Source organism: Paraclostridium sp. MRS3W1, assembly GCF_032465715.1.
Classification (GTDB): domain Bacteria; phylum Bacillota; class Clostridia; order Peptostreptococcales; family Peptostreptococcaceae; genus Paraclostridium; species Paraclostridium dentum.
In genome coordinates, this window is the sequence record NZ_JAWDJM010000104.1 from 1 (window position 1) to 18,382 (window position 18,382).

The 18,382-nt window shown below is 28.3% G+C and carries 17 protein-coding genes; 15 read left to right on the plus strand and 2 right to left on the minus strand.

What is annotated here, in order from left to right:
* Positions 1-109 precede the first annotated feature (109 nt).
* From RWY47_RS08235 to fliN, 10 genes are all read left to right on the plus strand, one after another.
* The gene (locus RWY47_RS08235) at positions 110-1,849 is read left to right on the plus strand and encodes a methyl-accepting chemotaxis protein (RefSeq protein WP_021429504.1); all 1,740 of its coding nucleotides are present in this window, start codon (positions 110-112) and stop codon (positions 1,847-1,849) included.
* Positions 1,850-1,884: 35 nt separating this feature from the next.
* Positions 1,885-4,047, plus strand: a complete 2,163-nt coding sequence (locus RWY47_RS08240) for a chemotaxis protein CheA (protein WP_150843125.1) — start codon at positions 1,885-1,887, stop codon at positions 4,045-4,047.
* 58 nt (positions 4,048-4,105) lie between these two features.
* Positions 4,106-5,185 (plus strand): protein-glutamate methylesterase/protein-glutamine glutaminase, encoded by a 1,080-nt coding sequence (locus RWY47_RS08245; RefSeq protein WP_025162744.1) that lies wholly within the window; start codon positions 4,106-4,108, stop codon positions 5,183-5,185.
* Between the two features lie 17 nt (positions 5,186-5,202).
* On the plus strand, positions 5,203-5,817 hold the full coding sequence (locus tag RWY47_RS08250; RefSeq protein WP_021429539.1) for a chemotaxis protein CheC: 615 nt from the start codon (positions 5,203-5,205) through the stop codon (positions 5,815-5,817).
* Between the two features lie 11 nt (positions 5,818-5,828).
* A complete protein-coding gene (locus tag RWY47_RS08255; RefSeq protein WP_021429432.1) occupies positions 5,829-6,314 on the plus strand; it encodes a chemotaxis protein CheD in 486 nt (161 codons plus the stop codon).
* Positions 6,315-6,332: 18 nt separating this feature from the next.
* Complete coding sequence (locus RWY47_RS08260; RefSeq protein WP_021429450.1) at positions 6,333-6,812, plus strand: chemotaxis protein CheW; 480 nt, start codon at positions 6,333-6,335, stop codon at positions 6,810-6,812.
* Complete coding sequence (locus tag RWY47_RS08265; RefSeq protein WP_021429476.1) at positions 6,799-7,605, plus strand: CheR family methyltransferase; 807 nt, start codon at positions 6,799-6,801, stop codon at positions 7,603-7,605. Before RWY47_RS08260 ends, RWY47_RS08265 begins: the two co-directional genes overlap by 14 nt.
* A gap of 48 nt (positions 7,606-7,653) precedes the next feature.
* A complete protein-coding gene (locus tag RWY47_RS08270; protein ID WP_021429429.1) occupies positions 7,654-8,007 on the plus strand; it encodes a response regulator in 354 nt (117 codons plus the stop codon).
* 119 nt (positions 8,008-8,126) lie between these two features.
* Entirely contained in the window at positions 8,127-9,014 is an 888-nt protein-coding gene (locus RWY47_RS08275; protein WP_021429527.1) for a flagellar motor switch protein FliM, read from the plus strand.
* 4 nt (positions 9,015-9,018) lie between these two features.
* Positions 9,019-9,282, plus strand: coding sequence for a flagellar motor switch protein FliN (gene fliN, locus RWY47_RS08280; protein WP_021429427.1), 264 nt, complete (start codon positions 9,019-9,021; stop codon positions 9,280-9,282).
* A gap of 37 nt (positions 9,283-9,319) precedes the next feature.
* Here fliN and RWY47_RS08285 read toward each other — a convergent pair whose 3' ends face one another.
* Positions 9,320-10,567: a DUF1002 domain-containing protein gene (locus tag RWY47_RS08285; protein WP_224170425.1), complete on the minus strand. Its 1,248-nt coding sequence runs from the start codon at positions 10,565-10,567 to the stop codon at positions 9,320-9,322.
* A 382-nt stretch (positions 10,568-10,949) separates the two neighbouring features.
* On the opposite strand from RWY47_RS08285, the gene RWY47_RS08290 reads away from it, so the two are divergent.
* The 4 genes from RWY47_RS08290 (at position 10,950) to RWY47_RS08305 (ending at position 16,290) form a co-directional block, all read left to right on the plus strand.
* Positions 10,950-11,651: a response regulator transcription factor gene (locus tag RWY47_RS08290; RefSeq protein ID WP_150887152.1), complete on the plus strand. Its 702-nt coding sequence runs from the start codon at positions 10,950-10,952 to the stop codon at positions 11,649-11,651.
* Entirely contained in the window at positions 11,638-12,870 is a 1,233-nt protein-coding gene (locus tag RWY47_RS08295) for a sensor histidine kinase (RefSeq protein WP_316030290.1), read from the plus strand. The genes RWY47_RS08290 and RWY47_RS08295 overlap by 14 nt, the downstream gene beginning before the upstream one ends.
* A 132-nt stretch (positions 12,871-13,002) precedes the next feature.
* Complete coding sequence (locus RWY47_RS08300) at positions 13,003-13,680, plus strand: ABC transporter ATP-binding protein (RefSeq protein WP_224170427.1); 678 nt, start codon at positions 13,003-13,005, stop codon at positions 13,678-13,680.
* On the plus strand, positions 13,681-16,290 hold the full coding sequence (locus tag RWY47_RS08305) for an ABC transporter permease (protein ID WP_224170428.1): 2,610 nt from the start codon (positions 13,681-13,683) through the stop codon (positions 16,288-16,290).
* A gap of 75 nt (positions 16,291-16,365) precedes the next feature.
* On the opposite strand, the gene RWY47_RS08310 is transcribed toward RWY47_RS08305, so the two are convergent.
* Entirely contained in the window at positions 16,366-17,214 is an 849-nt protein-coding gene (locus tag RWY47_RS08310; RefSeq protein WP_150843123.1) for a CAP domain-containing protein, read from the minus strand.
* Between the two features lie 349 nt (positions 17,215-17,563).
* On the opposite strand from RWY47_RS08310, the gene RWY47_RS08315 reads away from it, so the two are divergent.
* Positions 17,564-18,109 carry a type I restriction enzyme HsdR N-terminal domain-containing protein gene (locus RWY47_RS08315; protein WP_021429529.1) on the plus strand — a complete coding sequence of 182 codons (546 nt, stop codon included), beginning with the start codon at positions 17,564-17,566 and terminating at the stop codon, positions 18,107-18,109.
* Positions 18,110-18,382: the final 273 nt, after the last annotated feature.

The window sequence follows — 18,382 nt, forward strand, 5'->3', positions numbered from 1 at the left end:
ATTCTAAAGTATGCATGTATTTATCCGTATAAAAAATAAGATAAACTGTTTTATTAAATGAACTAATTTTATTAACTTTATTCAAAATGAAGTACGGGGAGGCATACACATGAAGGATTTAAAAATAGGTAAAAAGTTAGGTATCTGTTTTGTAATTTTATTAGTGCTTACAACAGTTTCAAATTTATATACATTATATAATTTGAAAGAAGCAGGGAGAGTAAGCCATGAGTTATTTGAAGGACCATATGAATTAACAACTGATGCCATGGGAATACGTAGAGATTTAGTTGGAATTTCAAGAAGAATAAATGGTGGGTTTGCAGATAATGAGCATGTAGAAACAAGAAAGTTAGTTTTAGCAGAGTTTGATAGTCTTGAAAAAACAATTCAAAATATAAGAAGTGGACCTGAAAAAGCTATAGAAAATAAAAAAATTAGTCAATATCTTGATAGTATCGAGGAGAATGCAAAACAATTAAAGCAAGAGTATGAAAAAATATATAATACAACTCAACAACCAAATTTTAAAGGACCTATGACTGAAATAGATCTTACTGGATATGCACAAGTATTTACTGCATGTACAGAAACATCAGAAAATCTTTTTAAAGAGGCTGAAAAAATAGGGAATGATTTTGATAAGGATGTATCTGCATCAGTGAAAACTTCACAAATTATATCAACAACTTTAAATGTGATTAGTATAGCATCAGGAGCTATTATATGTATTTACATTACAAAGAGCTTAAAAAAACCAATTGAAGAATTAGAAGTAGCTGCTAATAAAATGGCGGTTGGAGATTTTGATATTGATTTAAATTATGAGTCAAAGGATGAATTAGGGGTTTTATCAAATAGCATGACTCAAATGAGCAATAAAATAAAAGATATTATAGAAGATACTGTTAGAGTTTTAGGTGATGTTTCATCGGGAAATTTCAATACAGATACTAAAGCTGAATATATAGGAGTTTTTAAATATATTGAAAAATCTATAAACAAGATAACAAATGATTTAAGCGAAACAATGGAACAAATAAACATAGCATCTGAAGAGGTTGGAGCTGCATCAGATCAAGTTGCTAGTGGATCTCAAATGTTATCACAAGGGGCAACAGAACAAGCGAGTGCAATTGAAGAATTATCTTCTACTATAAATGAAATATCTGAAAAAATAAAAGGAACTGCAGAAAATGCAAAAAAAGCTAACTCATTAACTTTAAATGCAGCTAACCAAGTTAAAGATGGTAATGAGCAAATGAAAGAAATGGTTAAAGCAATGGAAGATATATCATTTACATCTAATGAAATAGGAAGAATAATAAAAACAATAGATGATATAGCATTCCAAACTAACATATTAGCATTAAATGCAGCAGTAGAAGCAGCAAGAGCAGGAGAAGCTGGTAAAGGATTTGCAGTAGTTGCAGATGAAGTAAGAAATCTAGCAGCAAAATCAGCAGAAGCAGCGAAGAATACATCTACATTAATTGAAAATTCAATAGAAGCAGTAGGAAATGGAACTAAAATTGTAGATAACACAGCTCAGTCGCTTCAAAAGATAATAAATACAACAAGCAAAACTACTGCACTAGTTAATGATATAGCAAAAGCATCTGAAGATGAGGCTAATTCAATTGCTCAAGTTACAGTGGGTGTAGATCAAATTTCTGAAGTTGTACAAACAAACTCAGCAACATCAGAAGAAAGTGCAGCAGCAAGTGAAGAATTAAGTGGACAAGCTCAAATGCTAAAATCACTTATAGATAAGTTTGTTTTAAGAGATTCAAATAAAAATATAGATTTTAACAAAAACGAAGTAAATTATTTTGCTACGAATGATTAAAAATTTAAAAGTTTAATTAATAAAGGAGACAGAGTATGAGCGGAATGGATTCTTTAAATGAATTTTATGTTCATGAAAATATGCAATTACTAGAACAATTAGAAGAAATTCTACTTGTTGGGCAATCTGATACAGGAAAATTAGGAAAAGAAGAAATTGAAGAAATTTTCCGTGCAATGCATACTATTAAAGGGTCTTCAGCTATGATGGGATATGATAGTTTAACTAAGCTTACACATAGCATAGAAGATGTTTTTGATGAAATACGAAATGGAAGAGAACTTTCTAACAATAAGTGGGAAGAACTAGTTGATGTAGTTTTAGTAAGTATAGATTTTTTAAAGGAAGAAATATTAAATGTTCAGGATGGATTACTTCCAGAAGCCAGTATAGATGAACTACTTGAAAGAGTAGGAGGGTTATTAAAAGAAGAATCTGAAAGTGAAGAAAAAGATATAGAACAAAGTAGTGAGCTAGAAGAAAAAATTGAGATAAAAATGCCTAAGGATGGAGAAAAACAGTTTTATGCTAAAGTTTCATTTGAAAATGGCTGCGGCATGGAGGGAATTAGAGCTCTAGGAGTACTTGCTATGATAGAAAGTAAGTGTTCATTTATAAAAACAATTCCCGAAAACTTAGAAGTTGAATGTGATAATGAAATAATAAATGATGGGTTTAGAATATATTTAAGTACACAAGAAGAAAAAGAGTCAATAGAACAATGCATAAAAGAAACTATGTTCTTAGAAAGTTTAGAAATACAAGAAGTTACAGATGCAACTGAATTAGAAAGTGTATTTAATATAAGTTCTTCAAGTGAAGAAGAAATAGCTGCAACAGTAGTAGAAGAAACTATTGTTCCTGAAGTTAAAACAGAGGAAATAAAGGAAGAAATAGTTGTTGAAGAAGATATTCAACATATTGAAGAAGAAAGTAAAGCTAATAAAGAAGGAAAAAATGAAAAAGCAAATGATGAAAATAAGGCTACAAAAAAGGATTCAAAACAAGAGGAAAATCAACATCACACACACAGCAAGAATAACTACTTAAGTGTCAATATAAGTAAAATTGATATGCTGATGAACTTAGTAGGAGAGATTGTAACAACAGAATCTATGGTAGAAAAACAATCTCAGCTAGAGAATTTCAATCGTGATAATTTTGAAAAGCAAGCTAGAAGATTACATCAGTTAACAACTGAATTACAAGATGTAGTAATGTCTATGAGAATGGTTCCTATATCTTCAACTTTTACAAAAATGCAAAGAGTTGTAAGAGATATGAGCAGAAAAACTGGTAAATCAGTAGAGTTAAAATTAGTGGGAGATCAAACTGAAGTTGATAAAAATATTCTTGAGAACATATCTGATCCATTAATGCACATGATTAGAAATAGTATGGACCATGGAATAGAAACTCCAGAGGAACGTCAACAAACTTCAAAACCAGAGAAAGCAACTATACTATTAGAAGCTAAAAACACTGGCGGAGATGTAGTTATAATAATAAAAGATGACGGTAGAGGATTAAATAAAGAAGCAATTGTTAAAAAGGCTATAGAAAAAGGAATCACAAGTAAAAGTATAGATGAAATAAGTGACAAAGAAGCTTATAACTTTATACTAGCACCTGGATTCTCTACAAAGGAAGCTGTAAGTGAGTATTCTGGTAGAGGAGTTGGAATGGATGTTGTATATACTAACATAAGACAACTAAGAGGTTCGATAGCTATTGATAGTGAAAAAGGACAAGGTACTAATATAGTAATTAGAATTCCTTTAACTTTAGCAATTGTTGATGGAATGAAAGTTAGAGTAGGTAATGAAATATATATAATACCATCACTTAACATAAAAGAAGTATTTAGACAAGGTGCTTATGAGATAGTTAAAAATCCAAATGGAGAAGAACACAGTATAATAAGAGGAAACTGCTATGAGATTAGAAGACTATCAAACATATTAGGAATAGATACTGAAAAAAATGACAATGGAATTATGATTTTAGTTGAATCTGAAATAGGTAATGTTTGTATCATTGTTGATGGAATTATTGGGCAGCAACAAGTGGTAATAAAACCTATACCAGAATTATTAACACAATTTGAAAAAATTCAATCATATATGTCTGGATGTTCTATATTAGAAGATGGATCTATTAGCTTGATAATTGATGCAAATGCAATTATAAGCGAGTAATAAAAAAATCAAACTAAAGTTAGACGACATCGTAAATACTCAGAAGGAGAGACGTTATATGGAAGTAAATAAAAAAATAAAAGTTCTAATAATTGATGATTCTAGTATATTTCGTCGTGTCATAGCTAAGTATCTTCAAGAATTTTCAGAATTAGAGATTGTAGGAACAGCTAAAGACCCTTATGAAGCTAGAGATAAAATAATTGAACTAAGACCAGATGTATTGACATTAGACATTGAGATGCCAGGTATGAGTGGTATTGAGTTTTTAAAAATTTTAATGGAACAATGCCCAATACCAACTATTGTTATAAGTGGAGCAGATGATAGATGCTTTGAGGCAATAAATGCAGGAGCAGTTGGATTTGTAGAAAAACCAGATTCAAGAGGAATGAACAATTTTGCAAACGACTTAGCAAGTAAAATAAAAGAGGCATCTGTAGCTAAACTAGTTAAAGATAATTACTCAAGAAATAATTTAAATAAACCTAGCACTGTTGCAAATAAAAAAAGTGTGACAAGAAATATAAGAAGTAAATCTAATACAGATATAATTGCTATTGGAGCTTCCATGGGAGGAGTAGAAGCTGTTGGAAAACTTTTAAAACAGTTACCAGCTGGCTTACCAGGAATAGTAATAACTCAACATATGCCACCTGTATTTACTCAAAGATATGCAGAGAGGTTAGATAAAGAGTGCGTTATAAATGTATGTGAAGGTAAAGATGGGCAAGAAATTTTAAGTGGGCATGCATATATAGCTCCTGGAGCTTTACAAATGGGAGTTGAAAAAAGAAATAATAAATATGTATTAGAAATTAAAGAGGGTGAAAAAGTCACTGGACACTGCCCTTCAGTAGATTATTTATTTCAATCAGTAGCAAAAGCTTCGAAAAAAAATACTATAGGTATTATTTTAACGGGAATGGGATCCGATGGAGCTAAAGGACTACTTGATATAAAGAATGCAGGTGGATATACATTAGGGCAAAATAGGCATTCATGTGTTGTTTATGGAATGCCTATGGCAGCAAAAAATATTGGAGCAGTTTTGAAAGAAACTTCTTTAGATATGATACCAAATGCAATATTAAATCAATTAAAAAGATCAGAATCTACAATAAGAGATAAAGAGTAGATAGAAAGTGGGTATATATGAACTTTGAATGTGATAAATTAAATGTATTTCGAGAAATTAGTAATATAGGATCAGGAAATGCATCTACTTCATTAGGTATGATGTTAAATGAGATTGTAGATATAGGAATACCAAAGAGTGATTTAATCAGTTTTTCTGATATAACTAATAGTTATGATTCTCCAGAAGAGTTAGTTGTAGGAACTGTTTTACAATTATCAGGAGACATGGAAGGTTTTATACTGGTTATAATGAAACTTGATTCTGCTATTAATTTACTATCAAAAGTAACTGGAACTAACCTAGAATTTGATAAAGAAGATTATGATTTAGTACGTAAAGAATTAAGTTCAATAGGAGAAATTTGCAACATATTATGTGGTACATACTTAACAGCAATATCAGATATGACTAGTTTAAGCATTGATCCTTCTATTCCATATTTTAGTGTAGACATGGTCAGAGCAATTATGAATCTACCTATATCATTATATGGGCCAGTTTCAGATTCAATATTATGTATAGAAACTGATTTCTTTACGACAGATAACAATATAGAAGGTAAATATTATTTTATTCCTAAAGTTGAGTCATGTGAAAAATTACTATCCTCACTAGGTTTTGCTTGTTAGGAGAACAGTTAATGAAAATTATAACAGTAGGAATAGCAGAATCTAACATTGTAAGAGCACCAGAAAAGATAATGACTGTTGGACTTGGTTCATGTTGTGGCGTAGTTTTGTATGATGAAATAAATAAGATTGCAGGATTAGTACATATTTTGCTTCCAGATTCAAAGGTTGATAAAAAAATGGATAACAAATCGAAGTATGCAGATAGTGGAATTTATTTATTATATGAACAAATGATAAAATCTGGAGCTAACCAAAGGCTTATAAGAGCTAAGTTAGCTGGTGGTGCACATATGTTTAATTTTAAAAACTCTAGTAGCAGTATTTTTACTATTGGAGAAAAAAATGTAAAATCATGCAAAGAGACGTTAGCTAAGTTGAATATTTCTATTGTTTCTGAAGATGTATTAGGTTCTTGTGGAAGGACTATTGTCTTTGATACTCTTACAAATAAGCTAACTATTAAGAGTGTTGGAAAACGCGAAAAAGTTATTTAAAAGGAGGGTGTATTATTTGTGAATGCAAATGATGAAATAATAGAAGGTAAAATTGATGATTTATACATGGTGTTTATTATAAACGGGCAAAAATATGCACTATCATCAAATTACATTATAGAAATTATTGAGGTATTACCAATAACAAAGGTTCCTTTTCTTCCTGAATATATGAAGGGTATTATAAATTTAAGAAGTAATATTATACCTGTTATGGATGCTAGAATGAGATTTGATATAGAACCTATAGACTATAATGAAAGAACGTGTATAATTATAATAGAGAATGGTATGGAAAAAATTGGACTAATTGTTGACGCAGTAAATGAAGTTATTACTATTTTGCCTAATCAAATTATGAAAATGAACTCAAGTAAAGAAGACTACAAACAAAACTTTATAAAAGGTGTTAGTGAAATTAATGATGATGTTCAAATGATATTAGACTGCGATTCTTTAGTGAAAATTATAGAGGATGTTAACGATGGAACTAACTAATCAAGATTTTTTACGCCTAAAAAATTATATGTATAATAACTATGGAATAAACTTAGAAAACAAAAGAACATTAATAGAAACTAGATTATTATTAATGGTAAAAAAACTAGGATTTACGGATTTTAAAAGTTATATAGATAATCTAATGAAAGACAGTACAGGAGAACAAGCATCAACACTTGTAGAGAAGCTTACTACAAATTTTACATATTTTATGAGAGAAGAGCAACATTATGATTTTTTAAAAAATGAAATACTGATGCCTAGCTTAAAAAGACCTCATGCTGGTGGAATTAAAATTTGGTCAGCCGCATCATCTACAGGAGAAGAGCCTTATTGTATTGCGATGTTAGTATCATCTATACTTGGAAAAAGTTCAAAATTTAAAGTTAGTATAACTGCATCAGATATTTCTGATAATGTATTAAAACAAGCAAAGGCTGGAGTTTATTCAGAAGATAAAATATCAAAGTTACCAGTTGTATGGAAAAAGAGTTTTTTTAAAAAAGTAAGTGAAAAAAACTATATGATTGATGACAATGTAAAACAGTTAATTGATTTTAAATATTTTAATTTAAATAATAGTTTAGGTTGGGAAAAAGGTAAATATGATGTTATTTTTTGCAGAAATGTAATGATATACTTCGATACACCTACAAAGCAAAGATTAATAAAAAGATTATATGACTCACTTAAACCTGGAGGGTATTTGATTATAGGTATGTCTGAAAATTTATCTAACCTGCAAACTGATTTTCAAAGAGTTAAACCATCAGTATATAGAAAAATATAAAATAAAAAATAAAAAAGATAATAATTGACATAAATGGAGGAAGAAATTATGAAAAGAGTATTAATAGTTGATGATGCAGCATTTATGCGTATGTCTATACGTACGATGCTTCAAAATTATGATTTTGAAATAGTAGGAGAAGCAGAAAATGGAGTAATGGCCATTGAAAAATATCAAGAATTACAACCAGACATAGTAACATTAGATATAACTATGCCAGAAATGGATGGATTACAAGCATTAAGAGAAATTAAAAAAATTGATCCAGCAGCTTCTGTAGTAATGGTTTCGGCGTTAGGACAAGAAGCTAGAATGAAAGAAGCTATAATATATGGAGCAAAAGGATTTATTGTAAAGCCATTTAAAGAGGAAATCATAGTATCAGCTTTATCTAAGTTATAAAATTAAAGTATAAGAGGTTATTTTATATTATCCAAAGATTTATTTATAGTCTTAAAGTATGAAAAACTGTATATGACCTTTTAAAGCAATGAAATTTATAGAGGAGATAAAGATATATTATGAGCCAAGGAATTGTTGTATATGACTTTAAAAAGCCGCAAAGATATTCTACAGGAAATATGAGGTTCTTATCTATAATAGAAGAAGAATTTTGTAAGAATATAAATTTATTTGTAGCTTATGAATTAAAAAGACCTAATATAGTGTGTAAATTAGAAAAAATAGAACAAACAAACTACGAAGAGTTTATGAACATGATTTCTAATGACTCAGTAATTATTGAACATTCAATACAACCACTAATTCAAGGTCTTATATATCAAATTGATAAGAGTGTTGCGCTTACATTTGTAGATTTAATACTTGGAGGAGATGGAGTATTCAGTGATTACAATAGAGAGTTAACAGAAGTAGACCGAGAGTTAATATCTTATATAGGTAGTAAGTTTTTAACTAAAATGCATATATTTGAAGGTTGTGATCATAGAGAGGTTTCTAATGTTTACACAAATGTAGGGTCTAGTAAAAAATATCCAGTTAGTGAGTCGGTATTAATATCTCACATGAGAATGATGGATGGAAATAAAGAAGTAGGTAGAATGTCTTTCTGCAACCCATACAGTTGTATGGAACCGGTATTAGAGCAATTAGAGCCAAAAAGACTTTTTAAAAGTAAAAATATTGAATATGACTTTGAATTCACAAATGCTATTTATAATAAAATTTGTGGAACAAGTGCAGAAATGATTGCAGTATTAGGTAGAACTGAAATAAGTGTAGAAGAGTTATTAGACTTAAAGCTTGGAGATGTTATAACTCTAGATACTAAAATAGATGGAGATATAGACCTTAATGTAGGAGGCGCAAGATCTTTTAAATGCAAACCAGGGCTTATTAAAAATAAGCGTGGTGTTATTATAACAGATAGTGTAAAAAAGGAAGTGTAATCATATGAGTGAAAATTTTGATAGAGTATTAGATATAGAACTTAAAGTAAGTGCGGTACTTGGTAGAACGAAAATAGCATTAAAAGACATATTTGAGTTATCAAAAGGGTCTTTAATTGAGCTAGATACATTTGAAGGACAAGAAGTTGAAATCAATGTAAATGGTAGAAAAATTGGTTATGGACAAGTTGTAATTGTAGATGAGAATTTCGGAGTTAGAATAACGCGCATATTAGGTGAAGAAGAGTTGGTAAAGACTATAGGATAATATAAAAGGCAGATAACAATTTATCTGCCTTTTTATTTTAGTTATTTTGTTGTGTATTATTGTCTGCGTTATTATTTTGGTTTTCAACTGGGTTTGTACTTGAATTATTATTTAAATCTACATTTTCACTGTTGTTAACTTCATTAGAATTAGATTCATTAGATTGCTCAGGGTTTTCATTTGGAGAACTTGTTTCAGTTGTATTATTGTTGTTACTATTTTCTGAGTTGTTAGAATCTCCATTGAATAATCCTGTAAACCAATGCCATACCTTACCAAAGAATCCTTCAACTTGTTCACTAGAAGGTAAATTTATAGCATCTTTGTTAGTAGCATCTATGTGTGCATTTTCACCAAGTAAACTATCATTTGTATTTTCTAATATACCTAGATTTTTATCTTTAGAACCTGTCAATCCAGCAAACCAATCTCCAATTCCAGTAAACCATCCTTTAACGGTATCTAATATACCTGAATTGTTTACACTTTCGCCTAGATCTTTTAAATTTTCATTTACAGTATCTGATACGCTATTTAAAGTATCTTTCATTTTACCGTAGTCATAATCTTGCTTAGAAATTTTAAGCATTAAATCTTCTAATTGCTTTTGTTGTTCAGGTGATAATGTTACATTATAGTTATTAGTAATATTATTTATTGTATCTGCGATTTGAACTGTATCGCTAGTATTATTCTTAATAACTTGTGTTTTTACATCATTAACTATTCCTGTAGCTTTATCTTGACCTATATCTTGGCCTAAGTCTCCAGTTACAACTAGTTCTTCTGTAGCTATTTCCTTCTTATTTTCATCTAGAGGCTTACCAGTAGCATCCTCATAGGCCTTCATTACACCAGTAAGGGCTCCTGTTCCACTTACAGGGAAATTAGCAGCTATTACACAGTTAGCATCAGTTATACCTAAACTAGCAAGTGTACTAGCTATCATAGCTGAAGTAACCCACGTAATATTTGCTGTTTTTACGTTTATTCCACTTCCTGCCTTAGTAGGTTCAACATAAGCACAAGAATAAGTTTTAGTTCCTATTTGAGCTTCAGGTGCTATACCTTGTAAATACTTTCTTTCTTCTTGGTTATTTACTTCAAGTATAACTGCATCATTTTGATTTACACCGAAGTATTTCAGCATAGTTTGCTTTTGCTCAGAACTTAAGTTAGCTCCTAAAGTAACAACTCTTGAAGAATCTGCGAATACTAAACTAAAACTTCCTAATATAACAGTACAACATATAATAATTGACGTAACTCTCTTTTTTAAACTCATAATTAATCTCCTTTAAAATAATTTAAACAGATACTAATATAATAAAGCATTTTGTAAATTTTGACGATTACAAAATTATAACATTTTTAGAGTTCTTACTCAAATATTATATATGCATCTAAGGAATGATTAATTAACAAAATAAAAAACATATATATTTTATAAATAAAAAAGAAGAGTAATATTATTTTCGAAAAGCTCATCTTAGCTAATATAAAAAAATCGAATATAATACAAACTTCGACATTAATTTTAAATAAAATAATATATGATAATAGTTATATGAAAATATTAGATTGGATTAAGTAACTGGGTTAGGGCTAATAGATAGCTCGAATTAATTTATAATTTGATTAAAATAAATATGAAATTAGGTGAGAAAATGATAAACGTACTTATGATAGAAGATGATAGTGCAATATCTTTTGCAGTAAAGTATGCACTAGAAAAAGAAGGATTTAATATTGATATATGCAATGACTTAGAGAAAAGTAGAAACAATATTAAAGATAAAAAGTATAATATAGTTCTTTTAGATGTAATGCTACCAGATGGAAATGGTTACGATTTTTGCAAGGAAATTAGAGAAGCTCAAGATACTCCTATAATATTTTTAAGTGCTTGTGATGAAGAAGTGAATGTAGTTATGGGGCTAGATATTGGAGGAGATGATTACATAACCAAACCTTTTAGAGTTAGGGAGCTTATATCTAGGATGAATGCAGTACTTAGGAGAAAAGGCAGTAGTAATGAAAATAAAAAGGTAATTAAATTTAAAGACTTAACTATAAATACTTTAGAAGCTAGAGTTTACAAAGGTGAAGAGGAAATTTTGTTAACCTCTGTTGAGTACAAACTATTATTAATATTAATTAAAAATAATAATGTTGTATTAAGTAGAACTAAAATACTAGAAAAATTATGGGATGTTGCTTGTGATTTTGTAAATGACAATACAATTACTGTTTATATAAAAAGACTTAGAGAAAAAATAGAAGATGATTCAAGTCATCCCAAATACATACTTACAGTAAGGGGATTAGGATATAAATGGAACGGAAGTGAAAATAGTGTTTCTATCTAATGTTGAAATAAAAAGTTTTATAAAAAATTACACTATATTATTTATGATTACTGTGATCCTTTGTGTAGGAGTTAGCTTTATAAGTGTAAACATAATAAAAGATAAGGTAGTAGAAAATAATCAAGCTATAATAGGATCTATACTTTCAAAGCATCCTAATTTAGAAAGTAATATAGTAGGTATAATAACTCAAGGAAAATCAAAAGAGGATATAAGTTTAGGTAAAGAAATACTAAAAAAATATAGCTATGATAAAAATATTAGATTAAATAATGAGCCAATTATAAGAGATAATATAAAGGATATATTTAGTATAAATTTGTTATCTATATTTGTGCTATTTATTTCTATTTTAATCTTAGTTATGCATTACTTTAAGACTATATACAGTGATATAAAAGATATGACTGACTATGTATACAATAGTTCAGAAGGTAAAAAATTTGAGATGAAAAATAAAAATCAGGAAGGTCAGATAGGACTCCTTAAAACGGAACTTTTGGAAATGACTAATATACTTAAAGAAAAAGTAGAACTTTTAAGTAAAGAAAAGATATTTCTAAATGATACTATTTCTGATATTTCACATCAGTTAAAGACACCTATGACATCACTTATAATACTTAATGATTTAATGTATGATGACCTACCAGAAGAATCTAAAATAGAGTTTTTAGAAAAGATAAAATCTCAGTTAAATAGAATGGAATGGCTGATAAAAAGCATGCTAAAGCTTTCAAAAGTAGAAGCTAAAGTAATAAATTTTAAAAATGAGAAAGTAAATATTTTAGAACTGATAAAAATGTCTATTCAGCCAAGTTTAATTCCAATAGAACTTAAAAATATAGATGTGAGTATAAATGGTGATAGTGAAGCTATGTTTTTAGGAGATATGGATTGGTCTATAGAAGCTTTAGTTAATATCATTAAAAATTGTGTAGAACATACTTTTTCTAGTGGAAGCTTAGACATTAGTTATGAAGAAAATTCTTTATACACAGAAATTGTAATAAAAGATAGTGGAGAAGGGATAGATAAAAAAGACTTACCTCATATATTTAAAAGATTTTATAAAGGAAAAAGTAGTTCAAAAGAAGATAGCGTAGGTATTGGACTAGCTATGGCAAAGTCTATAATTGAAGGACAAAATGGTGATATTTATGTCAAAAGTGAAAAAAACAAAGGAACTCAGTTTAATATAATATTCCATAAAATCTAAGTGACTAATTTGTAATATTTAATTCACTTTAAAGTAATTTTATATCTTTAAAATTAAGTTAAGAAATTAAAAGTAACATAAGTATTATGAACTAAATAAGGTGAAATTTGCAAAATGAGGAGTAAAGGTTATATGGAAATTTTAAAAGTTGAAAATTTAACAAAGAGTTATGGCACGGGAGAAGCAAAAGTAGATGCTTTAAAAAATATTAATTTATCAATAAATAAAGGAGAATTTGTTGCAATAGTAGGACCTAGTGGAAGTGGTAAAAGTACACTACTTCATTTATTAGGCGGAGTTGATAAGCCAACTAGTGGAAATGTATTTATAAACGATGTAGATATATATGACTTAAAAGAAAAAGACTTATCTATATTTAGAAGAAGAAATATAGGAATTATATATCAATTTTATAATTTGATTCCAGTACTTAGTGTGAAGGAAAATATATTATTACCAGCAGAACTTGATAATAGAAAAATAGAAACAGAATATTTAAATGATTTATTAAAAACTTTAGGATTGAAAGAAAGAGAAAATCATCTTCCAAATGAATTAAGTGGAGGACAACAACAAAGAACTTCTATAGGTAGATCACTTATAAATAGACCAGCAATAGTTTTAGCAGATGAACCAACAGGAAATTTAGATAGCAAAAATTCTAAAGAAGTAATTGAACTTTTAAAGTTATCAGTCAAAAAATACAATCAAACTTTAATAATGATAACTCATGACAATAATATTGCCTTACAAGCAGATAGAGTGATATCTATAGAAGATGGAATGATTACAGCTAATGAGGTGATATAGATGAACTTATATTACAGCTTAACGTTAAGATATTTAAAACAAAATAAGAAAAGAACAATAGTCACAATAATAGGAATAATATTATCTACATCTTTGATTTGTGGAATAGGTAATATGGTTGAAAGTGCTATAGATTATCAGACTAGAGAAGCAATAGCTGATATGGGAGATTATCATGCTATGTTTCATAATATGAAAAAAGATAATGTAGATATTATAATAAATAGTGCAGGTTTATCTAAAAGCTTTGTAACTAGTAATTTAGGATATTCAAAATTAAATAATAAAAAGAAAAACTTAGTTGAAGTAAAAGAATATGACAAAAATGCTTTTGAAAGCTATCAAGCAAAACTAAGAGAAGGTAGATTTCCAACAAATAATAAGGAAATAGTGATAAGTGAAAGTGCTATTCCTTTAATTAATAAAAAAGTAGGAGATAATATAACACTAGACATTGGAAAAAGGCTATCTGCAGATGGAAAGAATCTATATGATCCAATAGTATGGGATCATGAAACTATAGTTAATAAAAAAAGTAAAGATTTTAAAATAGTTGGGATTATGAATAAATCTAGATACGATATAGGAAATGATGTTGTAAGTGCAATTACATACTTAGATTTAAATAGTAAATCTAAAAACGATAGATTTAAAATAGGTGTATCAGCCAATAAACCAAAAGAAATTTATAAAATATCAGAATCTATAGCCAAGAACTTAGGATTAAAAGAGGAAGAATTTAACAGTAGCAACTTAGATGAAAAGGAAAATCATAATGGTGTAAATTATAAAAATCTATCATTTAATGAACCGTTACTAAGATTAAAAGGTGCAAGTGCTTATGCAAATATTGATAAAACAATAAGTATAGCAATATTTATTGTAATAGCATTAGTTGTTATATGTACAATGGCTACAGTATATAATTCATTTAGTATATCAACAAGTGAGAGAAGAAAACAATTTGGAGTATTAAATTCTATAGGTGCGACTAAAAATCAAGTCATGAAATTAGTATTTATAGAAGCTATTATAGTGAGTTTGATAGGAATACCAGTGGGACTAATCATAGGCACTTTTGCTATTGACTTAGTATTAAAATTAATACAAGTATCATTTAATAATTCACAAATTGGAAACCTGAATTTAAGATTAGTTTATAATCCATATATGATAGTATTAAGTGCATTAATTGTACTATTTACAATATTTATATCAGTAATATTTCCAGCCATTAAATCAGCTAAAACATCACCACTTGAATGTATAAGAAACAGTAGTAATCTAAAATTAGGAAAAGTAAAAAACTCTAAATTGATTAAATTATTATTTAAAACAGAAGGTGTTCTTGCATATAAAAATTTAAGAAGAAACAAAAATAAATTTAGAATCACTTTATTTTCTTTAACAATTAGTGTAGTTATATTTATATCATTTAGTGGATTTTTAACTTTATTTGAAAAAGTTAATGAATCTAATACAGGTAAAATGACTTATGATATAAGATTATGGAAAAGTGGTCTACAAGAAAATAATGATATAATAGAAGATCTAAATAAAATAAATGGAATAAAGAGAACTAGTGTTATTAATGACTATGGAGTAGGTGTAAAAGTTAATGAAAATAATATAAATAAAAAATATAAAAAGATTATAGACGACTTTTTTTCAAAAAAAATTAAGAATAATGAAGTTGTATATGACTTTAATATGGAACAAAATATGTTCCAATTTATATCAGATAAAGATATAAAAACAATAAAATTAAAAGATGGTAAATTTGATAAAGAAACAGCTATAAAAGAAAATGGTATAATACTTAGAAATAAAAGTTATTATAGAGAGCCTGGAAAATCTTATGATATTTCATTAACTAATTATAAAGTTGGAGATACAATAGATGCATATACAATGCATCGTGATGAAAAGGATAAAGAAATAATAGATCCTATAAAATTAAAAGTTTTAGCTACTACTGATGATTTACCTATAGGAAGTAAATATTCTAGTTATATGGGAATAGATTTTATAACTTATAATGAGGTAGGTAAAAAATTAGCTTATGAAATAAATGATTCAAATATATACATATACTCTGATAAAAAAGAAAATACAAGGAAAGCAGTAAAAGATATAGGCAAAAAATATGCATATGATGTACGTGATGAAGTAGAAGAATCATTAAAAATTGAGACATCTATTATTGTAGTAAAAATATTTGTATATGGATTTATATTTATTATATCTTTAGTAAGTATAATAAATATAGTAAATACAATAAGTACAAATATAAATCTAAGAAAAAGAGAATTTGCAATAATTAAATCTATAGGTACAACGCCTAGTGGATTTAATAGAATAATTTACTTTGAAAGTTTATTGTATGGAGTTTTAGCATTAATGTATGGAGTTCCTATAGCAATTGGAATTGATGTAATTATGAATAAAACTATTGGAGACGTTGTAGAATTAGGCATGATACTTCCATGGAAGGCAGTTTTAGTATGTGTTTTAGGCATATTTGCTGTTACATTTATTGCATCGTATATACCTATGAAAAAGTTAAACAAAGAAAGTATAATAGAAAATATTAGACAAGAAAGTATATAGAGGGATATACGCAATTAAAGCCTATAGCTTAAATTATTAAATAATTTAAGCTATAGGCTTTATATTTATTTTATATTATTTACCTATAAACATTTGTGTCCAGTATAAAGAAGAACCTTTTGCAGCTATACCAACACCTAGTTCAGTGAAATCTGGGTTAAGTATATTCTTTCTATGACCGTCAGAATTCATCCAAGCATTCATAACCTCTTGTGGAGTTTCTTGTCCCATGGCTATGTTTTCTCCAGCTGAAGTATAGCTTATACCGAATTTTTTCATCATGTCAAATGGAGAACCATAAGTTGGTGATGTATGGTCAAAGTAGTTCTTATCAATCATGTCTTGTGATTTTAAAGTAGCTACATTTGATAATTCAGAGTTAAACTTAAGAGCTTGAAGCCCTCTGCTTGTTCTTTCCTTATTAACTAAATCTAATACTTCTTTTTGGAAACTTGCAAAGTTACCAGATGGATTAGAAGGTTGTTCAGGTTTTTCTTCAGGCTTAGATTCCTGATTAGAACCAGTATTGCCTTCTGGTTTAGAATCAGGCTTAGAACCAGTATTATTGTCTACATTAGGAGTAGATGGTTTACTTGCATTAGAATCTGTATTACCTTCTGGCTTAGAATCAGGCTTAGATTCAGTATTGTTATCTACATTAGGAGTAGATGGTTTAGCTTGTGAAGTAGGACACTTCACTTTATTATTTAAAATATCTTGTATTAAGTAGTGTAAAGGCTTTATAGGTGTTGTACAGTCTTTGCCATTTACATTTACAGATAAGCATTCCACATAACTTTTATTGTCGCAATAAACTTTCTTACACACAGTTTCATTTGATGCTGCGTTAATAGGTAGTGTAGAACAAGCACCTATTATAGATACTACACCTAATGATAATAATGTTTTTAATTTGATATTCATAATTAAGTCACCTCTTTAATGTTATAGTTTTATAAATGAATTGTTTGAAAATGTTACCGTTTTGTAACCTACAAGATGCGCTACCCCCAGCGCCTATATCTTGGATGTAACTATAGTATCATAAAGCCTAGCATTTATGCATTGTTAAGTTATGTCAATATTATATATAAATTACAATAATGTAAAAATTAGAGTATATATACAAAAATAGAGTAAAAACTATATTGATGGGTATAAAAGCATTAAACCTTTAAATTTAAATATAAATAGCAAAAAATTTAGTTAAATTATTAAAAAAATGGTATACTATTAAAAGGTAAAATTACCAAAAGATGAAAGGAGATTTACTATGTCAAAAGAATTAGTAAAAGATAGAGTTATAAAATACTTAATGGAAGATTTATTTGTTCCACAAGAGATGATAGATACAGATGTAGCATTATCAGAATTTGAAGAAGGAGCAGAAGGTGTAATAGATATAATGGTAAACGTAAAAGATAATGAAGATTTTTACGCTCCTGTTATGATTATAAAATGTTTAGATGAAGAAACACCTTTACAAGGTGAAGTAGCTCAAGAAGCGGTAGATTTCTTAGAAGATGTAGATAATATAACTTTAGCAGGAAGAGCTGTTTTAACTAATGGAAATGAAATGATGTATGCAAATTGGACTGGTGAAGAATATGATACAGAAGAATCACTTCCAGAGTATGATGTTATGGTAAAAGAATTCTTCGAAATGGAAGAATTAGTAAAAGAGCATGAAGCATCTCATGATTGTGGATGTGGAGAAGATCATGACCATGAAGATCATGAATGTTGTGGAGGACACAGCCATGGTGAAGATCATGAATGCTGTGGTGGAAGTTGCGGATGTAACCACGACAATAAATAATAAAATATGCTTAAATTTGCGATGATATGAGGGTTTAGCTTGACTAAACCCTTTTATTAATGGTATTATAAATCTGTTATAATCTCATTAATATTTTACCGTAATATAGGGGCAAGATTATTATTGGACTTATTAATAGGGATTTGACTTTGTCGTTCGAGGGTAAAAGACTGCACATTGTGCAGTCTTTTGTTCTTTATAGTAATATTGTAGTTAATAAAATATTATTTTAAAAAAATATAAAAAAAATCAAGGAATTTGATATGTAAGTGT

Excerpts from the sequence above, each read along its gene's own strand:
- RWY47_RS08235 (WP_021429504.1), top strand. The coding sequence starts at position 110 with ATGAAGGATTTAAAAATAGGTAAAAAGTTAGGTATCTGTTTTGTAATT.
- RWY47_RS08240 (WP_150843125.1), top strand. The coding sequence starts at position 1,885 with ATGAGCGGAATGGATTCTTTAAATGAATTTTATGTTCATGAAAATATG.
- RWY47_RS08245 (WP_025162744.1), top strand. The coding sequence starts at position 4,106 with ATGGAAGTAAATAAAAAAATAAAAGTTCTAATAATTGATGATTCTAGT.
- RWY47_RS08250 (WP_021429539.1), top strand. The coding sequence starts at position 5,203 with ATGAACTTTGAATGTGATAAATTAAATGTATTTCGAGAAATTAGTAAT.
- RWY47_RS08255 (WP_021429432.1), top strand. The coding sequence starts at position 5,829 with ATGAAAATTATAACAGTAGGAATAGCAGAATCTAACATTGTAAGAGCA.
- RWY47_RS08265 (WP_021429476.1), top strand. The coding sequence starts at position 6,799 with ATGGAACTAACTAATCAAGATTTTTTACGCCTAAAAAATTATATGTAT.
- RWY47_RS08270 (WP_021429429.1), top strand. The coding sequence starts at position 7,654 with ATGAAAAGAGTATTAATAGTTGATGATGCAGCATTTATGCGTATGTCT.
- RWY47_RS08275 (WP_021429527.1), top strand. The coding sequence starts at position 8,127 with ATGAGCCAAGGAATTGTTGTATATGACTTTAAAAAGCCGCAAAGATAT.
- fliN (WP_021429427.1), top strand. The coding sequence starts at position 9,019 with ATGAGTGAAAATTTTGATAGAGTATTAGATATAGAACTTAAAGTAAGT.
- RWY47_RS08285 (WP_224170425.1), bottom strand. The coding sequence starts at position 10,567 with ATGAGTTTAAAAAAGAGAGTTACGTCAATTATTATATGTTGTACTGTT.
- RWY47_RS08290 (WP_150887152.1), top strand. The coding sequence starts at position 10,950 with ATGATAAACGTACTTATGATAGAAGATGATAGTGCAATATCTTTTGCA.
- RWY47_RS08300 (WP_224170427.1), top strand. The coding sequence starts at position 13,003 with ATGGAAATTTTAAAAGTTGAAAATTTAACAAAGAGTTATGGCACGGGA.
- RWY47_RS08305 (WP_224170428.1), top strand. The coding sequence starts at position 13,681 with ATGAACTTATATTACAGCTTAACGTTAAGATATTTAAAACAAAATAAG.
- RWY47_RS08310 (WP_150843123.1), bottom strand. The coding sequence starts at position 17,214 with ATGAATATCAAATTAAAAACATTATTATCATTAGGTGTAGTATCTATA.
- RWY47_RS08315 (WP_021429529.1), top strand. The coding sequence starts at position 17,564 with ATGTCAAAAGAATTAGTAAAAGATAGAGTTATAAAATACTTAATGGAA.